Annotated in this window: 13 protein-coding genes; 3 read left to right on the forward strand and 10 right to left on the reverse strand. The window is 71.8% G+C overall.

The window, feature by feature from the left end; all coding sequences use genetic code 11:
* Window positions 1-50 precede the first annotated feature (50 nt).
* The 4 genes from B072_RS0110830 to B072_RS0110845 all read right to left on the reverse strand — a co-directional run bounded on the left by B072_RS0110830 (window position 51) and on the right by B072_RS0110845 (window position 4,525).
* Window positions 51-1,175: an LLM class flavin-dependent oxidoreductase gene (locus tag B072_RS0110830; RefSeq protein WP_078506380.1), complete on the reverse strand. Its 1,125-nt coding sequence runs from the start codon at window positions 1,173-1,175 to the stop codon at window positions 51-53.
* Between the two features lie 96 nt (window positions 1,176-1,271).
* Window positions 1,272-2,051 carry an SDR family NAD(P)-dependent oxidoreductase gene (locus B072_RS0110835; protein ID WP_018529961.1) on the reverse strand — a complete coding sequence of 260 codons (780 nt, stop codon included), beginning with the start codon at window positions 2,049-2,051 and terminating at the stop codon, window positions 1,272-1,274.
* A 24-nt stretch (window positions 2,052-2,075) separates the two neighbouring features.
* Entirely contained in the window at window positions 2,076-2,993 is a 918-nt protein-coding gene (locus B072_RS0110840) for an LLM class F420-dependent oxidoreductase (RefSeq protein WP_018529962.1), read from the reverse strand.
* Window positions 2,994-3,265: 272 nt separating this feature from the next.
* Window positions 3,266-4,525: an amidohydrolase family protein gene (locus tag B072_RS0110845; protein ID WP_026245680.1), complete on the reverse strand. Its 1,260-nt coding sequence runs from the start codon at window positions 4,523-4,525 to the stop codon at window positions 3,266-3,268.
* Window positions 4,526-4,753: 228 nt separating this feature from the next.
* Here B072_RS0110845 and B072_RS0110850 point away from each other — a divergent pair, with 228 nt between their 5' ends.
* The 3 genes from B072_RS0110850 to B072_RS49610 all read left to right on the forward strand — a co-directional run bounded on the left by B072_RS0110850 (window position 4,754) and on the right by B072_RS49610 (window position 8,813).
* On the forward strand, window positions 4,754-7,738 hold the full coding sequence (locus B072_RS0110850; protein ID WP_018529964.1) for an AfsR/SARP family transcriptional regulator: 2,985 nt from the start codon (window positions 4,754-4,756) through the stop codon (window positions 7,736-7,738).
* A gap of 207 nt (window positions 7,739-7,945) precedes the next feature.
* Window positions 7,946-8,125, forward strand: coding sequence for a hypothetical protein (locus tag B072_RS0110855; RefSeq protein WP_018529965.1), 180 nt, complete (start codon window positions 7,946-7,948; stop codon window positions 8,123-8,125).
* A 178-nt stretch (window positions 8,126-8,303) separates the two neighbouring features.
* Window positions 8,304-8,813: a hypothetical protein gene (locus B072_RS49610; protein ID WP_018529966.1), complete on the forward strand. Its 510-nt coding sequence runs from the start codon at window positions 8,304-8,306 to the stop codon at window positions 8,811-8,813.
* Window positions 8,814-8,943: 130 nt separating this feature from the next.
* On the opposite strand, the gene B072_RS0110865 is transcribed toward B072_RS49610, so the two are convergent.
* From B072_RS0110865 to B072_RS0110890, 6 genes are all read right to left on the reverse strand, one after another.
* On the reverse strand, window positions 8,944-10,134 hold the full coding sequence (locus tag B072_RS0110865; protein WP_018529967.1) for a winged helix DNA-binding domain-containing protein: 1,191 nt from the start codon (window positions 10,132-10,134) through the stop codon (window positions 8,944-8,946).
* 24 nt (window positions 10,135-10,158) lie between these two features.
* Window positions 10,159-11,148 (reverse strand): porphobilinogen synthase, encoded by a 990-nt coding sequence (gene hemB / locus B072_RS0110870; RefSeq protein ID WP_026245681.1) that lies wholly within the window; start codon window positions 11,146-11,148, stop codon window positions 10,159-10,161.
* Window positions 11,149-11,269: 121 nt separating this feature from the next.
* Window positions 11,270-12,946, reverse strand: coding sequence for a uroporphyrinogen-III synthase (locus tag B072_RS0110875; protein ID WP_026245682.1), 1,677 nt, complete (start codon window positions 12,944-12,946; stop codon window positions 11,270-11,272).
* The gene (gene hemC / locus B072_RS0110880; protein WP_018529970.1) at window positions 12,943-13,905 is read right to left on the reverse strand and encodes a hydroxymethylbilane synthase; all 963 of its coding nucleotides are present in this window, start codon (window positions 13,903-13,905) and stop codon (window positions 12,943-12,945) included. Before hemC ends, B072_RS0110875 begins: the two co-directional genes overlap by 4 nt.
* Window positions 13,902-15,548 (reverse strand): glutamyl-tRNA reductase, encoded by a 1,647-nt coding sequence (locus B072_RS0110885; protein ID WP_018529971.1) that lies wholly within the window; start codon window positions 15,546-15,548, stop codon window positions 13,902-13,904. Before B072_RS0110885 ends, hemC begins: the two co-directional genes overlap by 4 nt.
* Window positions 15,545-16,351: a redox-sensing transcriptional repressor Rex gene (locus tag B072_RS0110890; RefSeq protein WP_026245683.1), complete on the reverse strand. Its 807-nt coding sequence runs from the start codon at window positions 16,349-16,351 to the stop codon at window positions 15,545-15,547. The genes B072_RS0110885 and B072_RS0110890 overlap by 4 nt, the downstream gene beginning before the upstream one ends.
* Window positions 16,352-16,577 lie beyond the last annotated feature (226 nt).

The raw sequence follows: 16,577 nt of genomic DNA on the forward strand, positions 1-16,577 counted from the left end.
GGGCCCCGGCTCTCCTGTCCGGGAGGAGGAGAACCGGGGCAGCTCGGCGATCAGGCCCCGGCCTGCCCCCGGAACCGGGTCGTCCGGTGGACGGGGTCCGTGTCGATCTTCGGGATGACGTGCTCACCGATCAGCTTGATCGAGTTCAGCGTGTCCTCGTGCGAGATGCCGATGGGCAGCCCGAACGACAGCTGGTCGGCGCCGGCCTGCTCCCAGCGCTTGCACTGCTGGAGCACCTCGTCCGGGTCACCGCAGATCATCAGCTCCTCGGCGATGAGGAGTTCGATGATCTCCCGGTTGTACTCGGGCAGCACCTCCGGCCACTCGGGGATGCCCTCGGGCCGCGGGAAGGTGTCGTGGTAGCGGAAGACCAGCGACTGGAGGTAGTTGAGCCCGCCGCCCACGGCGATGTCCACGGCCTTGTCGTGGGTCTCGGCGCAGATGGCGGTCGAGGTCACCATGACGTTGTCGTTGACGAAGTCCCCGATGGGGTCCGGGTCCTGGATGGCGGTCTTGTACTGCTCCAGCACCCATTCCATGTCGGAGACCTTCTGGACGCTGAAGCCGAGGACCCCGAGACCCTTCTTCGCCGCCATCGCGTACGAGGGCGGGGACCCGGCCGCGTACCACATGGCGGGGTGCGACTTCCCGTACGGCTTGGGGAAGATCTTGCGCGGCGGCAGCTGCCAGTGCTTGCCCTGGAACCCGACGTACTCCTCCTGGAGCCACATCTTCGGGAACTCGGCGATGGTCTCTTCCCAGATCTCCTTGGTGTAGTTCATGTCGGTCACCCCGGGTATGAACCCGAGGATCTCGTGACTGCCGGCCCCGCGCCCGCTGCCGAACTCGAACCGGCCCTCGCTGAGGTGGTCGAGCATGGCGACCTTCTCGGCCACCTTCACCGGGTGGTTGACCTGGGCGAGCGGGTTGAAGATGCCCGAGCCGAGGTGGATGCGGTCGGTGGCGTGCGCGAGGTAGCCGAGGTAGACGTCGTTCGCCGAGAGGTGCGAGTACTCCTCCAGGAAGTGGTGCTCGGACGCCCAGGCGTACTTGAAGCCGGACTTGTCAGCCTGGATGACGTACTCGGTCTCGTTCATGAGCGCGCGGTGCTCGGCGGTGGGGTCGGTCAGCGCCTGCTTGCCCACGTATCCCTGTACAAAGAGCCCGAATTCCAAGGAGGTTCACCGTCCTCGTCAGTTTCTGACGATCCGTCAGATTGGATGGGAAGACTGTTCCACTGCGGTGCGTGAGCGTCAATACCTGACGCAGCGTCAGAGAACTGAGACGCCCGCCAGCCAGCCGCCGTCGACGACGAACGGCTGCCCGGTGATGTACGAGGAGTCCTCCTCCGCGGTGAGGAAGAGCGCGAGCCGCGCCACTTCCTCCGGCTGCCCGACCCGGCCGAGCGGCACGAGCTTGCGGTACAGCTCGTCGAGCGCCTGCGCGGCCTCCTCGGTGTTCGCCCCGGGGTCGAGCTGGGAGGGGTTGCTCATGGCGGTGTCGATGGCGCCGGGGCACACGGCGTTGACCCGGATCCTCTTGGCGGCGAGTTCGAGCGCGGCGACCCGCGTCAGGCCGACGATGGCGTGCTTGGTGGCGGTGTACGAACCGACGTACGCCATCCCCGTGACACCGGTGTAGGACGCGGTGTTGACGATGGACCCGCCCCCGGCGGCCTCGATCTCGGGCGCGACGGTCTTGATCCCGAGGAAGGCCCCCACCTGATTGACCTGCACGATCTGCTGGAACTCGTCGAGGGGGGTCGAGACCAGCTCGTTGAACCGCAGGATCCCCGCGTTGTTGACCAGCCCGTCGATCTTCCCGAAGGCGTCCTTGGCGGCGCGCACGGCGGCGGCCCACTCGTCCTCCTTGCTCACGTCCAGATGGACGTAGAGCCCGCCGATCTCCTTGGCGACGGCCTCGCCCTGGTCGTCGAGGACGTCGGCGAGGACGACCTTCGCCCCCTCGGCGGCGAACAGCCGCGCCTCCTTCTCGCCCTGCCCGCGCGCCGCACCCGTGATGAGGACGACGCGCCCTTCGAGCTTTCCCATGTGTGAATTCCCATCCCTGCGCGGTCAGTTGAGGTGCGGAGCGACGTCGGCGGCGAAGGCCGCCATCTGGTCGACGAGTTCGGTACGTCCACGGCTGCGGAAGCGCACCTGGAGCTGGTGCACCCCCATGGCGGCGTAGGCGCGCAGCGACTCGGCGAGCGCCTCGGGCTCGCCCGTGAGGGTGCGCCGCCCGACGTGCCACGACGGCTCGCCCATGTACAGCGGCTCGGCGATGGCCCCGACGGTGAGCGGCGCCTCGATGCCGGCCTCGGCGCGCATCCGGCGCAGCTTCTCGATCTTCTCCGGCAACCGGTCGCGCGGGTCGCCCTGCGGGAGCCAGCCGTCCCCCTTGAGGGCGGCCCGCCGCATCGCGGGCGCCGACGACCCTCCGACCCATACGGGAACCCGCGCCTGAGCGGGCCGCGGCAGCTGCCCGAGCCCCTCGAATGAGAACAGCTCCCCCTTGTGGGAGGGGAACTCCTCGGGACCGAGGGCGGCCTTCAGCGCGTCGACGCTCTCGTCGAGCACGGCGCCGCGCCGCGCGAAGTCGACGCCGAGCGCCTCGAACTCCTCCTCCACGTGCCCGGCCCCGACCCCGAGGATCAGCCGGCCGCCGCTGAGGTGGTCCACGGTCGCGTACTGCTTGGCGGAGGCGAGCGGGTGGCGCAGCCCGACGATGGCGACATGGCTGAGCAGCCGCACCCGTTCGGTGACCCCGGCCAGGAAGGAGAGCGTGGCGACGGGGTCGTACCAGGTCGTCGACATGGCCTCGGCGAGCCGCCGCGGGATGGCGACGTGGTCGCAGCAGGCGATGTAGGCGAAGCCGCCCCGGTCGGCGGCGCGGGCGATCTCGACGAGATCGGCGACGCCCGCACCCGCCTCCCAGGGTTCGGCGTACATCGTGCTCTGGGACTGGATGGGCAGTTGGATGCCGTACTCCACGACGGCGGCTCCTCTGTCTAGGACCGAATCTGACCCACCATCAGAAACTGACGGCCCGTCACATACTGCGTCCACCTGGCCCGACAGACAAGACTCGCGACACCGGGAGAGGTGGCGCGAAGCGCACGCCTCAGGGGCGCGGGACCGTACCCGTCAGCGGCTCCGCCGCGGGGCGCGACAAGCCCCACCGGACCGCAAGCCGCCATCGATCACCAGCCCGGCAGACGAACCAGCGCACCCCAGCCCCGCCGGCCCCGAGCCCCGCCGCAGACCTACGCCTCCCAGAGCCCCTCCCCCGTGAGCCCCAGAAGATCGATCGCGTTGCCCCGCACGATCCGCTCCACGAGATCCGGCGCCAGATGCCCCATCTGCGCCTCGCCGACCTCCCGCGACTTCGGCCAGGTGGAGTCGGAGTGCGGGTAGTCGGTCTCGTACAGCACGTTGGCGACACCGATGGAGTCGAGATTCTTCAGCCCGAAGGCGTCGTCGAAGAAGCAGCCGTAGACGTGGTCCGCGAAGTACTCGCTCGGCGGCTTGCGCACCTTGTCGGCGACGCCGCCCCAGCCGCGGTTCTCCTCCCACACCACGTCGGCGCGCTCCAGGATGTACGGGATCCAGCCGATCTGCCCCTCGGCGTACATGATCCGCAGGTTCGGGAAGCGCTCGAACTTGCCGCTCATCAGCCAGTCGACCATCGAGAAACAGCAGTTGGCGAACGTGATGGTGGACCCGACGGCGGGCGGCGCGTCCGGCGACGTGGACGGCATCCTGCTGCTGGACCCGATGTGCATGGCGATGACGGTCCCGGTCTCGTCGCACGCGCGCAGGAACGGATCCCACGCGTCGGTGTGGATGCTGGGCAGCCCGAGGTGCGGCGGGATCTCGGAGAAGGCGACGGCGCGCACACCGCGGGCGGCGTTGCGCCGCACCTCCTCGGCGGCGAGCTCGGCGTCCCACAGCGGGACGAGGGTCAGCGGTATGAGCCGCCCCCGGGCCTGCGGCCCGCACCACTCCTCCACCATCCAGTCGTTGTACGCGCGCACCCCGAGCAGCCCGAGCTCGTGGTCCTTGGCCTCGGTGAAGGTCTGGCCGCAGAAGCGCGGGAAGGTCGGGAAGCAGAGCGCGGACTGGACGTGGTTGACGTCCATGTCGGCGAGGCGGGCGGGCACGTCGAAGGAGCCGGGACGCATCTGCTCGTAGGTGATGACCTCCAGCTTGATCTCGTCCCGGTCGTAGCCGACGGCGGTGTCGAGCCGGGTCAGCGGCCGGTGCAGATCCTCGTAGACCCACCAGTCGCCGATGGGTCCGTCGTCACCGGGGTTCCCCATGACGGGCGCGAACTTTCCGCCCAGGAAGGTCATTTCCTTCAGGGGCGCGCGGACGATGCGCGGTCCGACGTCGGCGTACTTCTTCGGCAGCCGGTCGGACCAGACGGTGGGCGGTTCGACGGTGTGGTCGTCGACGGAGATGATGAGCGGCAAGTCGACTGATTCCGGGGCACTTTGGGTGTTTGCGGTCTCCGTGGTCTCCATGGATTCACGGTAGCGCCGATCTGACGACCCGTCAGCTAGCGGGTGTGAAGGTTCGCGTGCGTGAGATGTCTGTGATGACTGTCTCCCACGGCTGACGCATCTGCCATGAACAAGGCAAACTGACGGGGTTGTCATCGGTGGTGCGCGCGAGCTGCGGCGTGCCGCCTGGACACGCTCGGGACATGAACGACAGGTGCTGGTGCGGCGGCAGGACAGGGGGCAGCGACGATGGACGGTGTACCGCGGGTGCCGGAACAGCGACGGTCCGGTACGCCTGAGGACACCGCGCTGCCCGCCGACGCGTCCGGGCTGCGCTTCGGCGTGCTCGGCCCGGTCCGCGCCCGGCGCGGCGACGAACAGCTGGCGACCGGATCCCCGCAGCAACGCGCCCTGCTGGCCGCCCTGCTGCTGCGCGAGGGCCGCACGGCGACGGCGTCCGAACTGATCGACGCGGTCTGGGGCGACGAGCCCCCGTCGCAGGCCCTGGCGGCCCTGCGCACCTACGCGTCCCGGCTGCGCAAGATCCTCGACCCGGGCGTCCTCGTCAGCGAGTCCGGGGGCTACGCGATCCGGCTGGCCCGGCGCGACGCGCTGGACCTGTCGACGGCACAGGACCTGTGGGCGGACGCCGAGAAGGCCCGCCAGGGCGCGGACCTGTGCCGGGCCCGGGCGCTGCTGAACGAGGCCCTCGCCCTGTGGGACGGCGAACCCCTGGCGAACGTCCCGGGACCGTACGCGGAGACCCAGCGCGCCCGCCTGGAGGAGTGGCGCCTGCAACTCCTCGAATCCCGCCTCGACATGGACCTGGAGCAGGGCTGCCACGCGGAGGCCGTCTCCGAACTGACCGCGCTCACCGCGTCCCACCCCCTGCGCGAGCGGCTGCGCGAGCTGCTGATGCTGGCGCTGTACCGCTCCGGCCGCCAGGCGGAGGCGCTCGCCGTCTACGCGGACACCCGCCGCCTGCTCGCCGACGAGCTCGGCGTGGACCCGCGCCCGGGCCTCTCCGAACTCCAGCAGCGCATCCTCCGGGCGGACCCGGCCCTCGCGGAGCCCTCCGCGCCGGCCGCCGAACCGCCGTCGGCGCCCGTCCGGCCCGCCCAACTCCCCGCCACCGTCCCGGACTTCACGGGCCGCGCGAGCTTCGTGCGCGAACTGAGCGACGTACTGTCCTCGGCCTCGTCCGCGTCCGGCGCGGGCGGCGTCATGGCGGTCTCCGCGGTGGCCGGCATCGGCGGCGTCGGCAAGACGACCCTCGCCGTGCACGTGGCCCACGCGGCACGCCCGTCCTTCCCCGACGGCCAGTTGTACGTCGACCTGCAGGGCGCGGGCCCGCACGCGGCCGAACCGGAGACGGTCCTCGGCTCCTTCCTGCGCGCCCTCGGCACGGCGGACACCTCGATCCCGGACTCCCTGGAGGACCGGGCGGCCCTGTACCGCTCGGCCCTCGACGGCCGCCGCGTCCTGGTCCTGCTGGACAACGCGCGGGACGCGGCCCAGGTCAGACCCCTCCTGCCCGGCACGGAGGGCTGCGCGGCCCTGATCACGGGCCGCGTGCGGATGGTCGACCTGGCCGGGGCCCACCTCGTGGACCTGGACGTCATGTCCCCGGAAGAGGCGCTGCTCCTGTTCACCCGCATCGTCGGCGAGGAGCGGGTGGCGTCCGAGCGCGAGGCGGCCCTGGACGTGGTCGCGGCCTGCGGCTTCCTGCCCCTGGCCATCCGCATCGCCGCCTCCCGCCTGGCATCCCGCCGCACCTGGACGGTGTCGGTCCTGGCGGCGAAGCTGGCCGACGAGCGCCGCCGCCTGGACGAACTCCAGGCCGGCGACCTCGCGGTGAAGGCCACCTTCGAACTCGGCTACGGCCAGCTGGAACCGGCCCAGGCCCGCGCCTTCCGCCTCCTCGGCCTGGCCGACGGCCCCGACATCTCCCTGGCGGCGGCCGCGGCCGTCCTCGACGCGGACATCGACGAGACCGAGGAACTCCTGGAGTCCCTGGTCGACACGTCCCTCGTCGAATCCGCCGCCCCCGGCCGCTACCGCTACCACGACCTGGTCCGGCTCTACGCGCGTGCGTGCGCGGAGCGCGACGAACTCCCGCCGCACGAGCGGACCGCGGCGATGTCCCGGCTCCTCGACTTCTACCTGGCCACGGCGGCGGGGGTCTACGCGATCGAGCGGCCCGGGGACCGGCTGGTGGAGCACCTGGCGCCGACCGCGTATCCCGGGCTGCGGTTCGAGGACCGCCACAGCGCCCAGAACTGGCTCTACTCCGAGGCGACCTCCCTGCTCGCCGTCGTCCGCCAGTCCGCCGTGCGCGGTGAGCTGCGCCGGTCCGTCGACACCCTGTGGGCAGCCGTCGACCTCGCCGAGTCCGGCGCCAACTCCCGTGAGTACGAGGCGGTCGCGGCGTTCGCCCGGGACGCGGCCCGGGACGCCGGCGACGGCCACGCCGAGGGCCGGGCGGCGATGACGCTCGCCTACGTCCACGCCTTCGGCGGCCGCTTCGAGAGCGCCGCCCAGGAGGCCCAGGAGGCCGTGGACCTGACCCTCGCGAGCCAGGACCGGCTCAGCCACTGCTGGGCCGCCAACACGCTCGGCGTCATCGCCCTGTACCAGGGCCGCCACGCGGAGGGCGAGGCTCAACTCACCGTCGCCATCGACAACTTCCGGGCCTGCGACGACCGCCCGGGAGAGGCCAGCGCGCTCTGCAACCTCTCCCGCATCCACCTCGCCACGTCCCGCACCACGAGCGCCGTGGACCTCGCTCGCCAGGGCACCCTCATCTACGAGGAGCTCGGCCACGAACTCCGGGGCGCCAACGGCAGGTACGCGCTCGCGCTCGCGCTGACCGAGAGCGGCCTGCTCGACCAGGCCGCCGACTGTCTGCACGGAGCGCTGAAGGTGTTCCGCGCCAGCCGGCAGCGGCTCTGGGAGGGCATGACGCTCTTCCGTCTCGCCGAGCTCGACCTCGCGGCGGACGAGCCGACCCGCGCCGCGGTCAGCGCGGAGTCCGCGCTCTCCCTGCTCCGGGACATCGGCGGCGAATGGCGGCGGGCCAACGTACTCACCGTCCTCGGCCAGGCACTCGACCGCGTGGGCCAGCCCGAGCGGGCCCAGGTGTGCTGGCAGGAGGCGTACGAGATCTTCGAGACCCTCGGTGCGCCCGAAGCCGACAAAGTACGCGCACTGCTCGGCGCCGCGACCACGGTCTGAGGCACCGCCCCGACACCGTTCATCATTCGTTTATCCCGCCCCGGCACTCTCATGGTGTCGGTCCGTCGCAACGGGGGGCAGACGGAACGACTTGTGGCCGCGCCTTACGGTTGTCCGGCCCAGCGAAGCCCGCCCGGCAACCCTCGGGGGAGTTGCCGGGCGGGCCGCACCACCCACGTCACACATCTTCATGGGGAGCCAGCCGACATGACCGAGAACTCGACGGACAACATCCACGCCACCGGCGAAGAGACCGGCGACGCCACCACGGACAACATCCACGCGACGAGCGAGCCGGTCTCGACGGACAACATCCACGCCACCGGCGAGAAGCCCGTCGCCGCGGCCGGCACCGACAACATCCACGCCACCGACGAGAGCGCCTGACCTGCACCTTGTCGAACGGGGATCGGCCGCGGCGGCGCGGAGGGGGAGCCGTCGCGGCCGAGGTGTGTCCGGGGAGGAACCGGCCGCAGGGCCCGCGCACCCGCGATCGGCCTACCAATACGCGCCGCGCCGCCGCCCTCCGCTTTCGATGGACCCACGCCCTCGAAACGGAGACCGCATGCGCCGCGCCCACCGCCCCCTCGCCGCAGTCGCGCTCGCGCTGCTGGCCGTGGCCCCGGCCGGGCCCGCCGCGGCCGACGAGCAGCCGGCCCTCTCGATCACCCCCGACCCGGCCGTCCCCGGCTCCACGGCCGTCGTCTCGGTGGCCGGGGGATGCACCGCGACCTCCTCGACGGCGACCTCCACCGCGTTCTCGGAGACGGTCCGACTGTCCGCCGGTTCCGCCGGCTCCCACACCGGCACGGCCACCATCGCCGAGTCCGCCGTCGGCACCCACACGGTGTCCTTCACCTGCGCGGGCCGCGGTACGTCGACCCACCGCATCCAGGTCGGCCACACGGGCGGCACCGACTACGGCACCACGATCGACAAGGGCGTCAAGGCGGGCGTGGGCACCGACGACGGCACCTCGACCACCGACCTCGTCCAGCTCGCGCTGGGCGGACTGCTCATGACCGGAGCCGTCGCCGGCGCCCTCCACATCGCCCGCCGCCGCACCGGCGACTAGGAAAAGCAGGCGGAAAGGCCGCGCGCGGCGCATGCCTTCAGGGGCGCGGGACCGTATCCATGTGCGGCTCCGCCGCGGGGCGCGACCAGCCACGACGAGAGCCGCACCCGCCGACGAGAGCAGAACGCCCCTAGCCGCCGAACACCCGCGCCTCCGTCACCGCCAGCCCCTTGACCCACCAGTGGTCATAGCGCCGGTACGCCGCCGCGTCCCGCTCCACCAGCAATCCCCGCAGCCCACCGGCCTCCTCCGCCAGCGCCTCCCACGTCTCCTCGGGCAGCGGTCGGAACGCCCCCACCTCCACCCCGGCGCCGTCCTCCACCAGCCGCCACACACCGGCCACATACCCGTCGACCAGCACGGTCGGCAGCACGTCCCCGTTCACCCGGGTCACCTGCTTGCGGTACTCCGCGGGCAGCACCCGCGCCCGGTCCGCGTACGCGAGCAGCACGCTGTCCCACATCGCCATCAGCCGCGGCGGCGCCTCGACGTCCTCCGGGGGACGCGCACCGCCCACCACGTCGAACAGCACCGCCCCGTCCTCCCCCGCCAACTCCTCGACCTCGGTGCCCAGTTCACGCAGCGCCGCCCGCACCCGCCCCTTCTGCACCAGGGCGAACTGCGCGACGTCCGCCACCGTCGCGGGCCCGAACCCGGCCAGATACCGGCGCACCAGCTCCCGCAGCCCCTCGGCCACGGCCCCCTCGTCACTCACCGCGGGCCGCCGCCCGGCCCCCGCCGCGACGAACCCCTGCCGCCGGTCCGAGGTGAACCCCCAGGGCGCGTCCGGCACCGGCGCGTGCCACAGCGGCGCCCACTGCCGCAGCATCCGCCACGCGGTCCGCGCCGCACCACGCTCGACGCCGGGCACCCGCCCCGCGAACCACTCCTCCAACTCCCCCACACCACAAGGCCGTTCGACCAGCGCCAGCAGCTCGGGGAGCAGCACCGCCGCGTCCGCCTCGGACAGCCCCGACGCCCGGAACCGGGGGTCGCGCAGCCGCGCGCCCCGCACCGTCGGCTCCACCGCGGCCCGCAGCGCCCGGTAGTCGTCGACGTGCACCGCGTGCAGCGTGATCCGCATCAGCGTCGACTTCACCACCCGGAAACCGTCGAACGCGGCGTCCAGCTCCGCCGGGTCGAACCCCGCCAGCCGGTTCCACAGCGCCACATACGGCGAAGCGGGCTGCTGCGCCTGAAGCGCGACAACCCGCCGAACCGCGTCCTCGACCCCCAGGGCCTCCCGCCCCAGCAGCAACTGCCGGGCGAGAGTGGCCCTGTTGAGCCCTCGTGCGGTGATCGTGTCAGCCATGCCGAGCATTCTCGCCCGGCGCCGACGCCGCCTCTACAGCTGCCGCGCCACCTCGGTGGCCCAGTACGTCAGAATCATGTTCGCGCCGGCCCGCTTGATCCCGGTCAGCGCCTCCAGGATCGCCTTGTCCCGGTCGATCCAGCCGCGCTGCGCGGCCGCCTCGATCATCGCGTACTCACCACTGATCTGGTACGCGGCCACCGGCACGTCCGACGCCTCCGCGACCTTGGCCAGGATGTCGAGGTACGGGCCCGCGGGCTTCACCATCACCATGTCGGCGCCCTCTTCGAGGTCGAGCGCCAGCTCCCGCAGGGAGTCACCGATGTTGGCCGGGTCCTGCTGGTACGTCTTGCGGTCGCCCTGCAGCGAGGAGCCGACGGCCTCGCGGAACGGCCCGAAGAAGGCCGACGAGTACTTCACCGTGTACGCGAGGATCGACACGTCCTCACGCCCGATCTGGTCCAACGCGTCGCGGATGACGCCGATCTGACCGTCCATCATGCCGCTCGGGCCGACCACGTGGGCGCCCGCGTCCGCCTGCACCTGCGCCATCTCGGCGTACCGCTCGAGCGTCGCGTCGTTGTCGACCCGGCCCTGCTCGTCGAGGACCCCGCAGTGCCCGTGGTCGGTGAACTCGTCGAGGCACAGGTCGGACATCACGATGAGGTCGTCCCCGACCTCGGCCCGCACGTCCCGCAGCGCGACCTGGAGGATCCCGTCGGGGTCGGTCCCCACGGTCCCGGCCGCGTCCTTCTTCGCCTCCTCCGGCACGCCGAACAGCATGATCCCGGAGACGCCCGCCTCGGCGGCCTCGGCGGCCGCCTTCTTCAGGGAGTCCCGGGTGTGCTGGTACACGCCCGGCATGGAGCCGATCTCGACGGGGGCGTCGATCCCCTCGCGCACGAACGCCGGGAGGATCAGGTCGGCCGGATGCAGCCGCGTCTCGGCGACCATGCGGCGCATCGCGGGAGTCGTCCGCAGCCGCCGGGGCCGCGAACCGGGGAAGGAACCGTACCGAGTCACTGGACTGTCACCTCGAACTTCTCGAACCTCTTGAGAACTTTGAACACCAGGGTGCGAACCCCGGAAAAAAGCGGAGGGCGGGCACCCGGAGCAACTCCAGGCACCCGCCCTCGACCCTGCCCTACGGCGCGGCCCTGCGACGCCGCGCCCCGGGGCGCCGCTCGCTCGGCCGGGTCACCGGGTCACCGGCCTCGACGGCCGCGTCCCGGCGCCGCGCGCCGAAGTCGGCGAGCGCGGCGGCCAGCTTGGTCACCGACGGCTCCGGCGCCATGACGTCGACGCGCAGCCCGTGCTCCTCGGCGGTCTTGGCGGTGGCCGGACCGATGCAGGCGATCACCGTCACGTTGTGCGGCTTGCCCGCGATGCCGACCAGGTTCCGCACCGTCGACGACGAGGTGAACAGCACGGCGTCGAACCCGCCGCCCTTGATCGCCTCACGCGTCTCGGCCGGGGGCGGCGAGGCGCGCACGGTCCGGTAGGCCGTCACGTCGTCGACCTCCCAGCCCAGCTCGATCAGACCGGCGACCAGGGTCTCCGTGGCGATGTCGGCGCGCGGCAGGAAGACCCGGTCGATCGGGTCGAAGACGGGGTCGTACGGCGGCCAGTCCTCCAGAAGACCGGCGGCCGACTGCTCGCCGCTCGGCACCAGGTCCGGCTTCACGCCGAAGGCGATCAGCGCGGCGGCCGTCTGCTCGCCGACCGCGGCGACCTTGATCCCGGCGAAGGCACGCGCGTCGAGCCCGTACTCCTCGAACTTCTCGCGTACGGCCTTCACCGCGTTGACGGACGTGAAGGCGATCCACTCGTAGCGACCGGTGACCAGACCCTTGACCGCGCGCTCCATCTGCTGCGGCGTACGAGGCGGCTCGACGGCGATCGTCGGGACCTCGTGCGGCACGGCGCCGTACGACCTGAGCTGGTCGGAGAGCGACGCCGCCTGCTCCTTCGTCCTGGGGACGAGCACACGCCAGCCGAACAGCGGCTTCGACTCGAACCAGGAGAGCTGGTCGCGCTGGGCGGCGGCACTGCGCTCACCGACCACGGCTATCACCGGCCGGTTTCCCTCCGGCGACGGCAGCACCTTGGCCTGCTTGAAGGTCTGCGCGATGGTGCCGAGGGTGGCGGTCCACGTCTTCTGCCGGGTCGTCGTTCCGGCGACGGTGACGGACAGCGGCGTATCGGGCTTGCGCCCGGCCGCGACCAGCTCACCGGCGGCGGCCGCCACCGAGTCGAGCGTCGTCGACACGACGACCGTGCAGTCGGAGGCGCCGACCTCGGTCCAGCAGCGGTCGGAGGCGGTGCGGGCGTCGACGAAACGGACGTCCGTGCCCTCCGCGTCCCGCAGCGGCACACCGGCGTACGCGGGCACGCCCACGGCCGCGGCGATGCCCGGGACGACCTCGAAGCCGATGCCCTGTGCCGCGCAGGCGAGCATCTCCTCGGCCGCGTACGTGTCGAGTCCGGGGTCCCCGGTGACCGCACGCACGACCCGCTTGCCGCCCCGCGCGGCCTCCATGACAAGATTGGCCCAGTCCCTCAGAGCCGGGACCGCGACGGCAGTTGACGCCTCGTCAGCGTCCGGCTGCGGCTGCGCTCCCGTGGCGTCGAGGACGGTCACGCCTGCCCTGGCATGCGTGCGCACGACGTCGAGCACTTCGGGCTCGGCGATCAGCACATCCGCTCGGGTCAGGGCTTCCACGGCCCGTAGGGTCAGCAGTCCTGGATCACCGGGACCGGCACCCAGGAAGGTGACGTGCCCAGGTGTACAGGCGGTCGATGATGCGGTGGTGGGGCTCAAAGTGCTCGCTCCCCCATCAGACCGGCCGCACCCTTGGCCAGCATCTCGGCGGCGAGTTCCCGCCCGAGAGCCAGCGCCTCGTCCTCCGACGAGGGCACGGGACCGGTGGTGGTCAGCTGCACCAGCTCGGAGCCGTCGGTGGTGCCGACGACGCCGCGCAGGCGCATTTCCTTGGCAATCTGCCCGTCGGCCAGCAGGTCGGCCAGCGCACCCACAGGTGCGCTGCAGCCGGCCTCCAGGGCGGCGAGCAGGGACCGCTCGGCGGTCACGGCGGCCCGGGTGAACGGGTCGTCCAACTCTCCGAGCGCGGCGGCGAGTTCACCATTGGCTGCGGTGCACTCGACTGCCAGTGCCCCCTGTCCGGGGGCGGGCAGGACGATGTCGGTCGCGAGGAAGTCGGTGACTTCCCCGGTACGGCCGATGCGGCTGAGGCCGGCCGCCGCGAGAACGACGGCGTCCAGCTCCCCCTTCTCGACGTAGCCGATGCGGGTGTCGATGTTCCCCCGGATCGGCACGGTCTCGATCCGCAGCCCGTGGCTCTTCGCGTACGCGTTGAGCTGCGCCATCCTGCGCGGCGAACCGGTACCCACCCGAGCGCCCGCGGGAAGCTCGGGGAAGGTCAGGCCGTCGCGCGCGATCAGTACGTCCCGCGGGTCCTCGCGCAGCGGCACGGCCGCCAGCACCAGGTCCTCGGGCTGCGCGGTCGGCAGGTCCTTGAGGGAGTGCACGGCGAAGTCGACCTCGCCGCTCAGGAGCGCGTCACGCAGCGCGGTCACGAAGACACCCGTGCCGCCGATCTGCGCGAGGTGCTCACGGGAGGTGTCGCCGTACGTCGTGATCTCGACCAGCTCGACCTCGCGGCCGGTCAACTGCCGTACGGCTTCGGCTACATGCCCCGACTGGGACATGGCGAGCTTGCTGCGCCGGGTGCCCAGCCGCAGTGCTCTTTCGGCGGTCATGCCGGGCCTCGATTCTTGCCTACCGTGCCGGTAGCGGATTCACGGTCTTGGGGGGTTGCCCGGGAGACGGACGCGACCGTCTCCTGGTCCAGGTCGAACAGGGTGCGCAGCGCGTCCGCGTATCCGGTGCCACCCGGCTCGGCCGCCAACTGCTTGACCCGAACGGTCGGTGCGTGCAGGAGCTTGTCCACCACGCGCCGCACGGTCTGGGTGATCTCCGCGCGCTGCTTGTCGTCGAGGCCGGGCAGGCGCCCGTCGAGCCGCGCGATCTCGCTGCTCACCACGTCCGCGGCCATCGTGCGCAGCGCGACGACGGTCGGCGTGATGGTCGCCGCCCGCTGCGCGGCGCCGAACGCGGCGACCTCCTCGGCCACGAGCGCCCGCACCTGGTCCACGTCGGCGGCCATCGGCGCGTCGACGGAGGCGTCGGCGAGGGACTCGATGTCGACGAGGCGCACCCCGTCGATCCGGTGCGCGGCCGCGTCGATGTCCCGCGGCATCGCCAGATCCAGGAGAGCCAGGGCGACATGACGCACCGGCTCGGGGGCGCGCTCGCGCCGCATCTCCGGTACGCGTCCGACGGCGGCCAGCGCCGCGATGGCGTCCGCCTCCGACGGGTGCACGCGCTCACCGGGAGCGTTCTCCACCCAGGCACCGTGCTGCTCCAGGGCGGCGGCATCGAATCCGGCGACGGCGGCCTCGCCCTCGACGGAGAACCCGCCGCGCACCACCTCGACCGGGCAGGCATCGGCAACAGCCTTGCCCGCGGCGGGAGTTGTGGGCGCAGGCACGTCACTGCCGGCGGTCGGCGTACGCCCGGCGACGGCCGCGCGCACCGCGTCGGCGGTCAGGACGAGGCCGGTGGCGCCGGTGCAGGAGATGGCGACGTCGGCACGTGTCAGTTCCTCCGCCACGGAGTCCATGACGACGGCGCGGGCGGCGGTGCCACTCTCGCTCAAGATCTCCACGAGCCGTTCGGCCCGCTCCACGGTCCGGTTGGCGACGACGACCTCGGCCACTCCGACGCGCGCGAGCGTCGCCGCGGCCAGCGAGGACATCGACCCTGCGCCGATGACGAGGGCACGCTTGCCGGCCGCCCACGCGGACACGTCGGGACCGGCGGCGAGCTGCTCGAGCCCGAAGGTGACGAGCGACTGCCCGGCCCGGTCGATCCCGGTCTCGGAGTGCGCGCGCTTGCCGACCCGCAGGGCCTGCTGGAAGAGGTCGTTGAGCAGCTTGCCCGCGGAGTGCAGCTCCTGGGCGCGGGCCAGGGTGTCCTTGATCTGGCCGAGGATCTGCCCCTCGCCGACGACCATGGAGTCGAGCCCGCACGCCACCGAGAACAGGTGGTGCACCGCGCGGTCCTCGTAGTGCACGTACAGATAAGGAGTGAGCTCCTCGAGTCCCACACCGCTGTGCTGCGCGAGCAGCGTCGACAGCTCGGCGACACCGGCGTGGAACTTGTCCACGTCCGCGTAGAGCTCGATGCGGTTGCAGGTGGCGAGCACCGCGGCCTCGGCGGCCGGTTCGGCGGCGAGGACGTCCTGGAGCAGCTTGGCCTGGGTGTCCGCGTTCAGCGCGGCGCGCTCCAGGACGCTGACCGGGGCGCTGCGGTGGCTCAGCCCGACGACGAGGAGACTCATGCCGGCATCACGGCGGGCACGTCCCCGTCGGGTCCCTTGCGGTTCTTCTGCGCGGTGGCGGCGGTGGGCTTGGTGACCTTGGCGGCCGGGCCCTCGACGCCGACGGCGCCCTCGGCGGGGCTCTCCCCGTCGATCGCGCCCTCGCCGGCCTTGCGCTGCTCGTGGAAGGCGAGGATCTGCAGCTCGATGGAGAGGTCCACCTTGCGTACGTCGACCCCGTCCGGCACGGACAGCACGGTCGGCGCGAAGTTCAGGATGGAGGTGACGCCCGCGGCGACGAGCCGGTCGCAGACCTGCTGCGCGGCGCCTGCCGGGGTCGCGATGACGCCGATGGAGACGCCGTTGTCGTCGATGATCTTCTCGAGCTCGTCCGTGTGCCGCACGGCCATCCCGGCGACCGGCTTTCCGGCCATCGCGGGGTCGGCGTCTATGAGCGCGGCGACCCGGAAGCCACGGGAGGCGAACCCGCCGTAATTGGCCAGCGCCGCACCGAGGTTACCGATACCGACGATCACAACCGGCCAGTCCTGCGTGAGGCCCAGCTCGCGCGAGATCTGGTAGACGAGATACTCGACGTCGTACCCCACACCACGCGTCCCGTAGGACCCGAGGTACGAGAAGTCCTTGCGCAGCTTCGCGGAGTTGACCCCCGCCGCGGCCGCGAGCTCCTCGGAGGAGACCGTGGGCACCGAGCGCTCGGAGAGAGCGGTCAGGGCTCGGAGGTACAGCGGAAGCCTGGCGACGGTGGCCTCGGGAATTCCTCGGCTGCGGGTCGCCGGTCGGTGAGTTCGGCCAGTTGCCACGGTGCTCCTGCGGGTAGAGCGGGGCTGCAGGCGGCCGTTCGTTCCCAGACCGCCCCGTCGAATGCAGGCTATGTCTTTGTGAACGCGTGCACAAAGATGGTGTCCGATTTGCCCGGCCAACGTGACCGGGGTCACGCGCCCCCGGCGCGCATGTGTGGAACCGGCGCGCAGGCAGCTTCGTTGCTCACCTGTTGGGGGCAAAACCGCACACACTCCTCACGATCCA

It is taken from the genome of Streptomyces sp. HmicA12, from assembly GCF_000373565.1.
Lineage (GTDB): Bacteria > Actinomycetota > Actinomycetes > Streptomycetales > Streptomycetaceae > Streptomyces.

What these genes read in the sequence shown, in the direction of transcription:
- B072_RS0110885 (WP_018529971.1), bottom strand. Translation starts at nt 15,548, where the DNA reads ATGAGTCTCCTCGTCGTCGGGCTGAGCCACCGCAGCGCCCCGGTCAGC.
- B072_RS0110845 (WP_026245680.1), bottom strand. Translation starts at nt 4,525, where the DNA reads ATGGAGACCACGGAGACCGCAAACACCCAAAGTGCCCCGGAATCAGTC.
- B072_RS0110855 (WP_018529965.1), top strand. Translation starts at nt 7,946, where the DNA reads ATGACCGAGAACTCGACGGACAACATCCACGCCACCGGCGAAGAGACC.
- B072_RS0110865 (WP_018529967.1), bottom strand. Translation starts at nt 10,134, where the DNA reads ATGCTCGGCATGGCTGACACGATCACCGCACGAGGGCTCAACAGGGCC.
- B072_RS0110850 (WP_018529964.1), top strand. Translation starts at nt 4,754, where the DNA reads ATGGACGGTGTACCGCGGGTGCCGGAACAGCGACGGTCCGGTACGCCT.
- B072_RS49610 (WP_018529966.1), top strand. Translation starts at nt 8,304, where the DNA reads ATGCGCCGCGCCCACCGCCCCCTCGCCGCAGTCGCGCTCGCGCTGCTG.
- B072_RS0110835 (WP_018529961.1), bottom strand. Translation starts at nt 2,051, where the DNA reads ATGGGAAAGCTCGAAGGGCGCGTCGTCCTCATCACGGGTGCGGCGCGC.
- hemC (WP_018529970.1), bottom strand. Translation starts at nt 13,905, where the DNA reads ATGACCGCCGAAAGAGCACTGCGGCTGGGCACCCGGCGCAGCAAGCTC.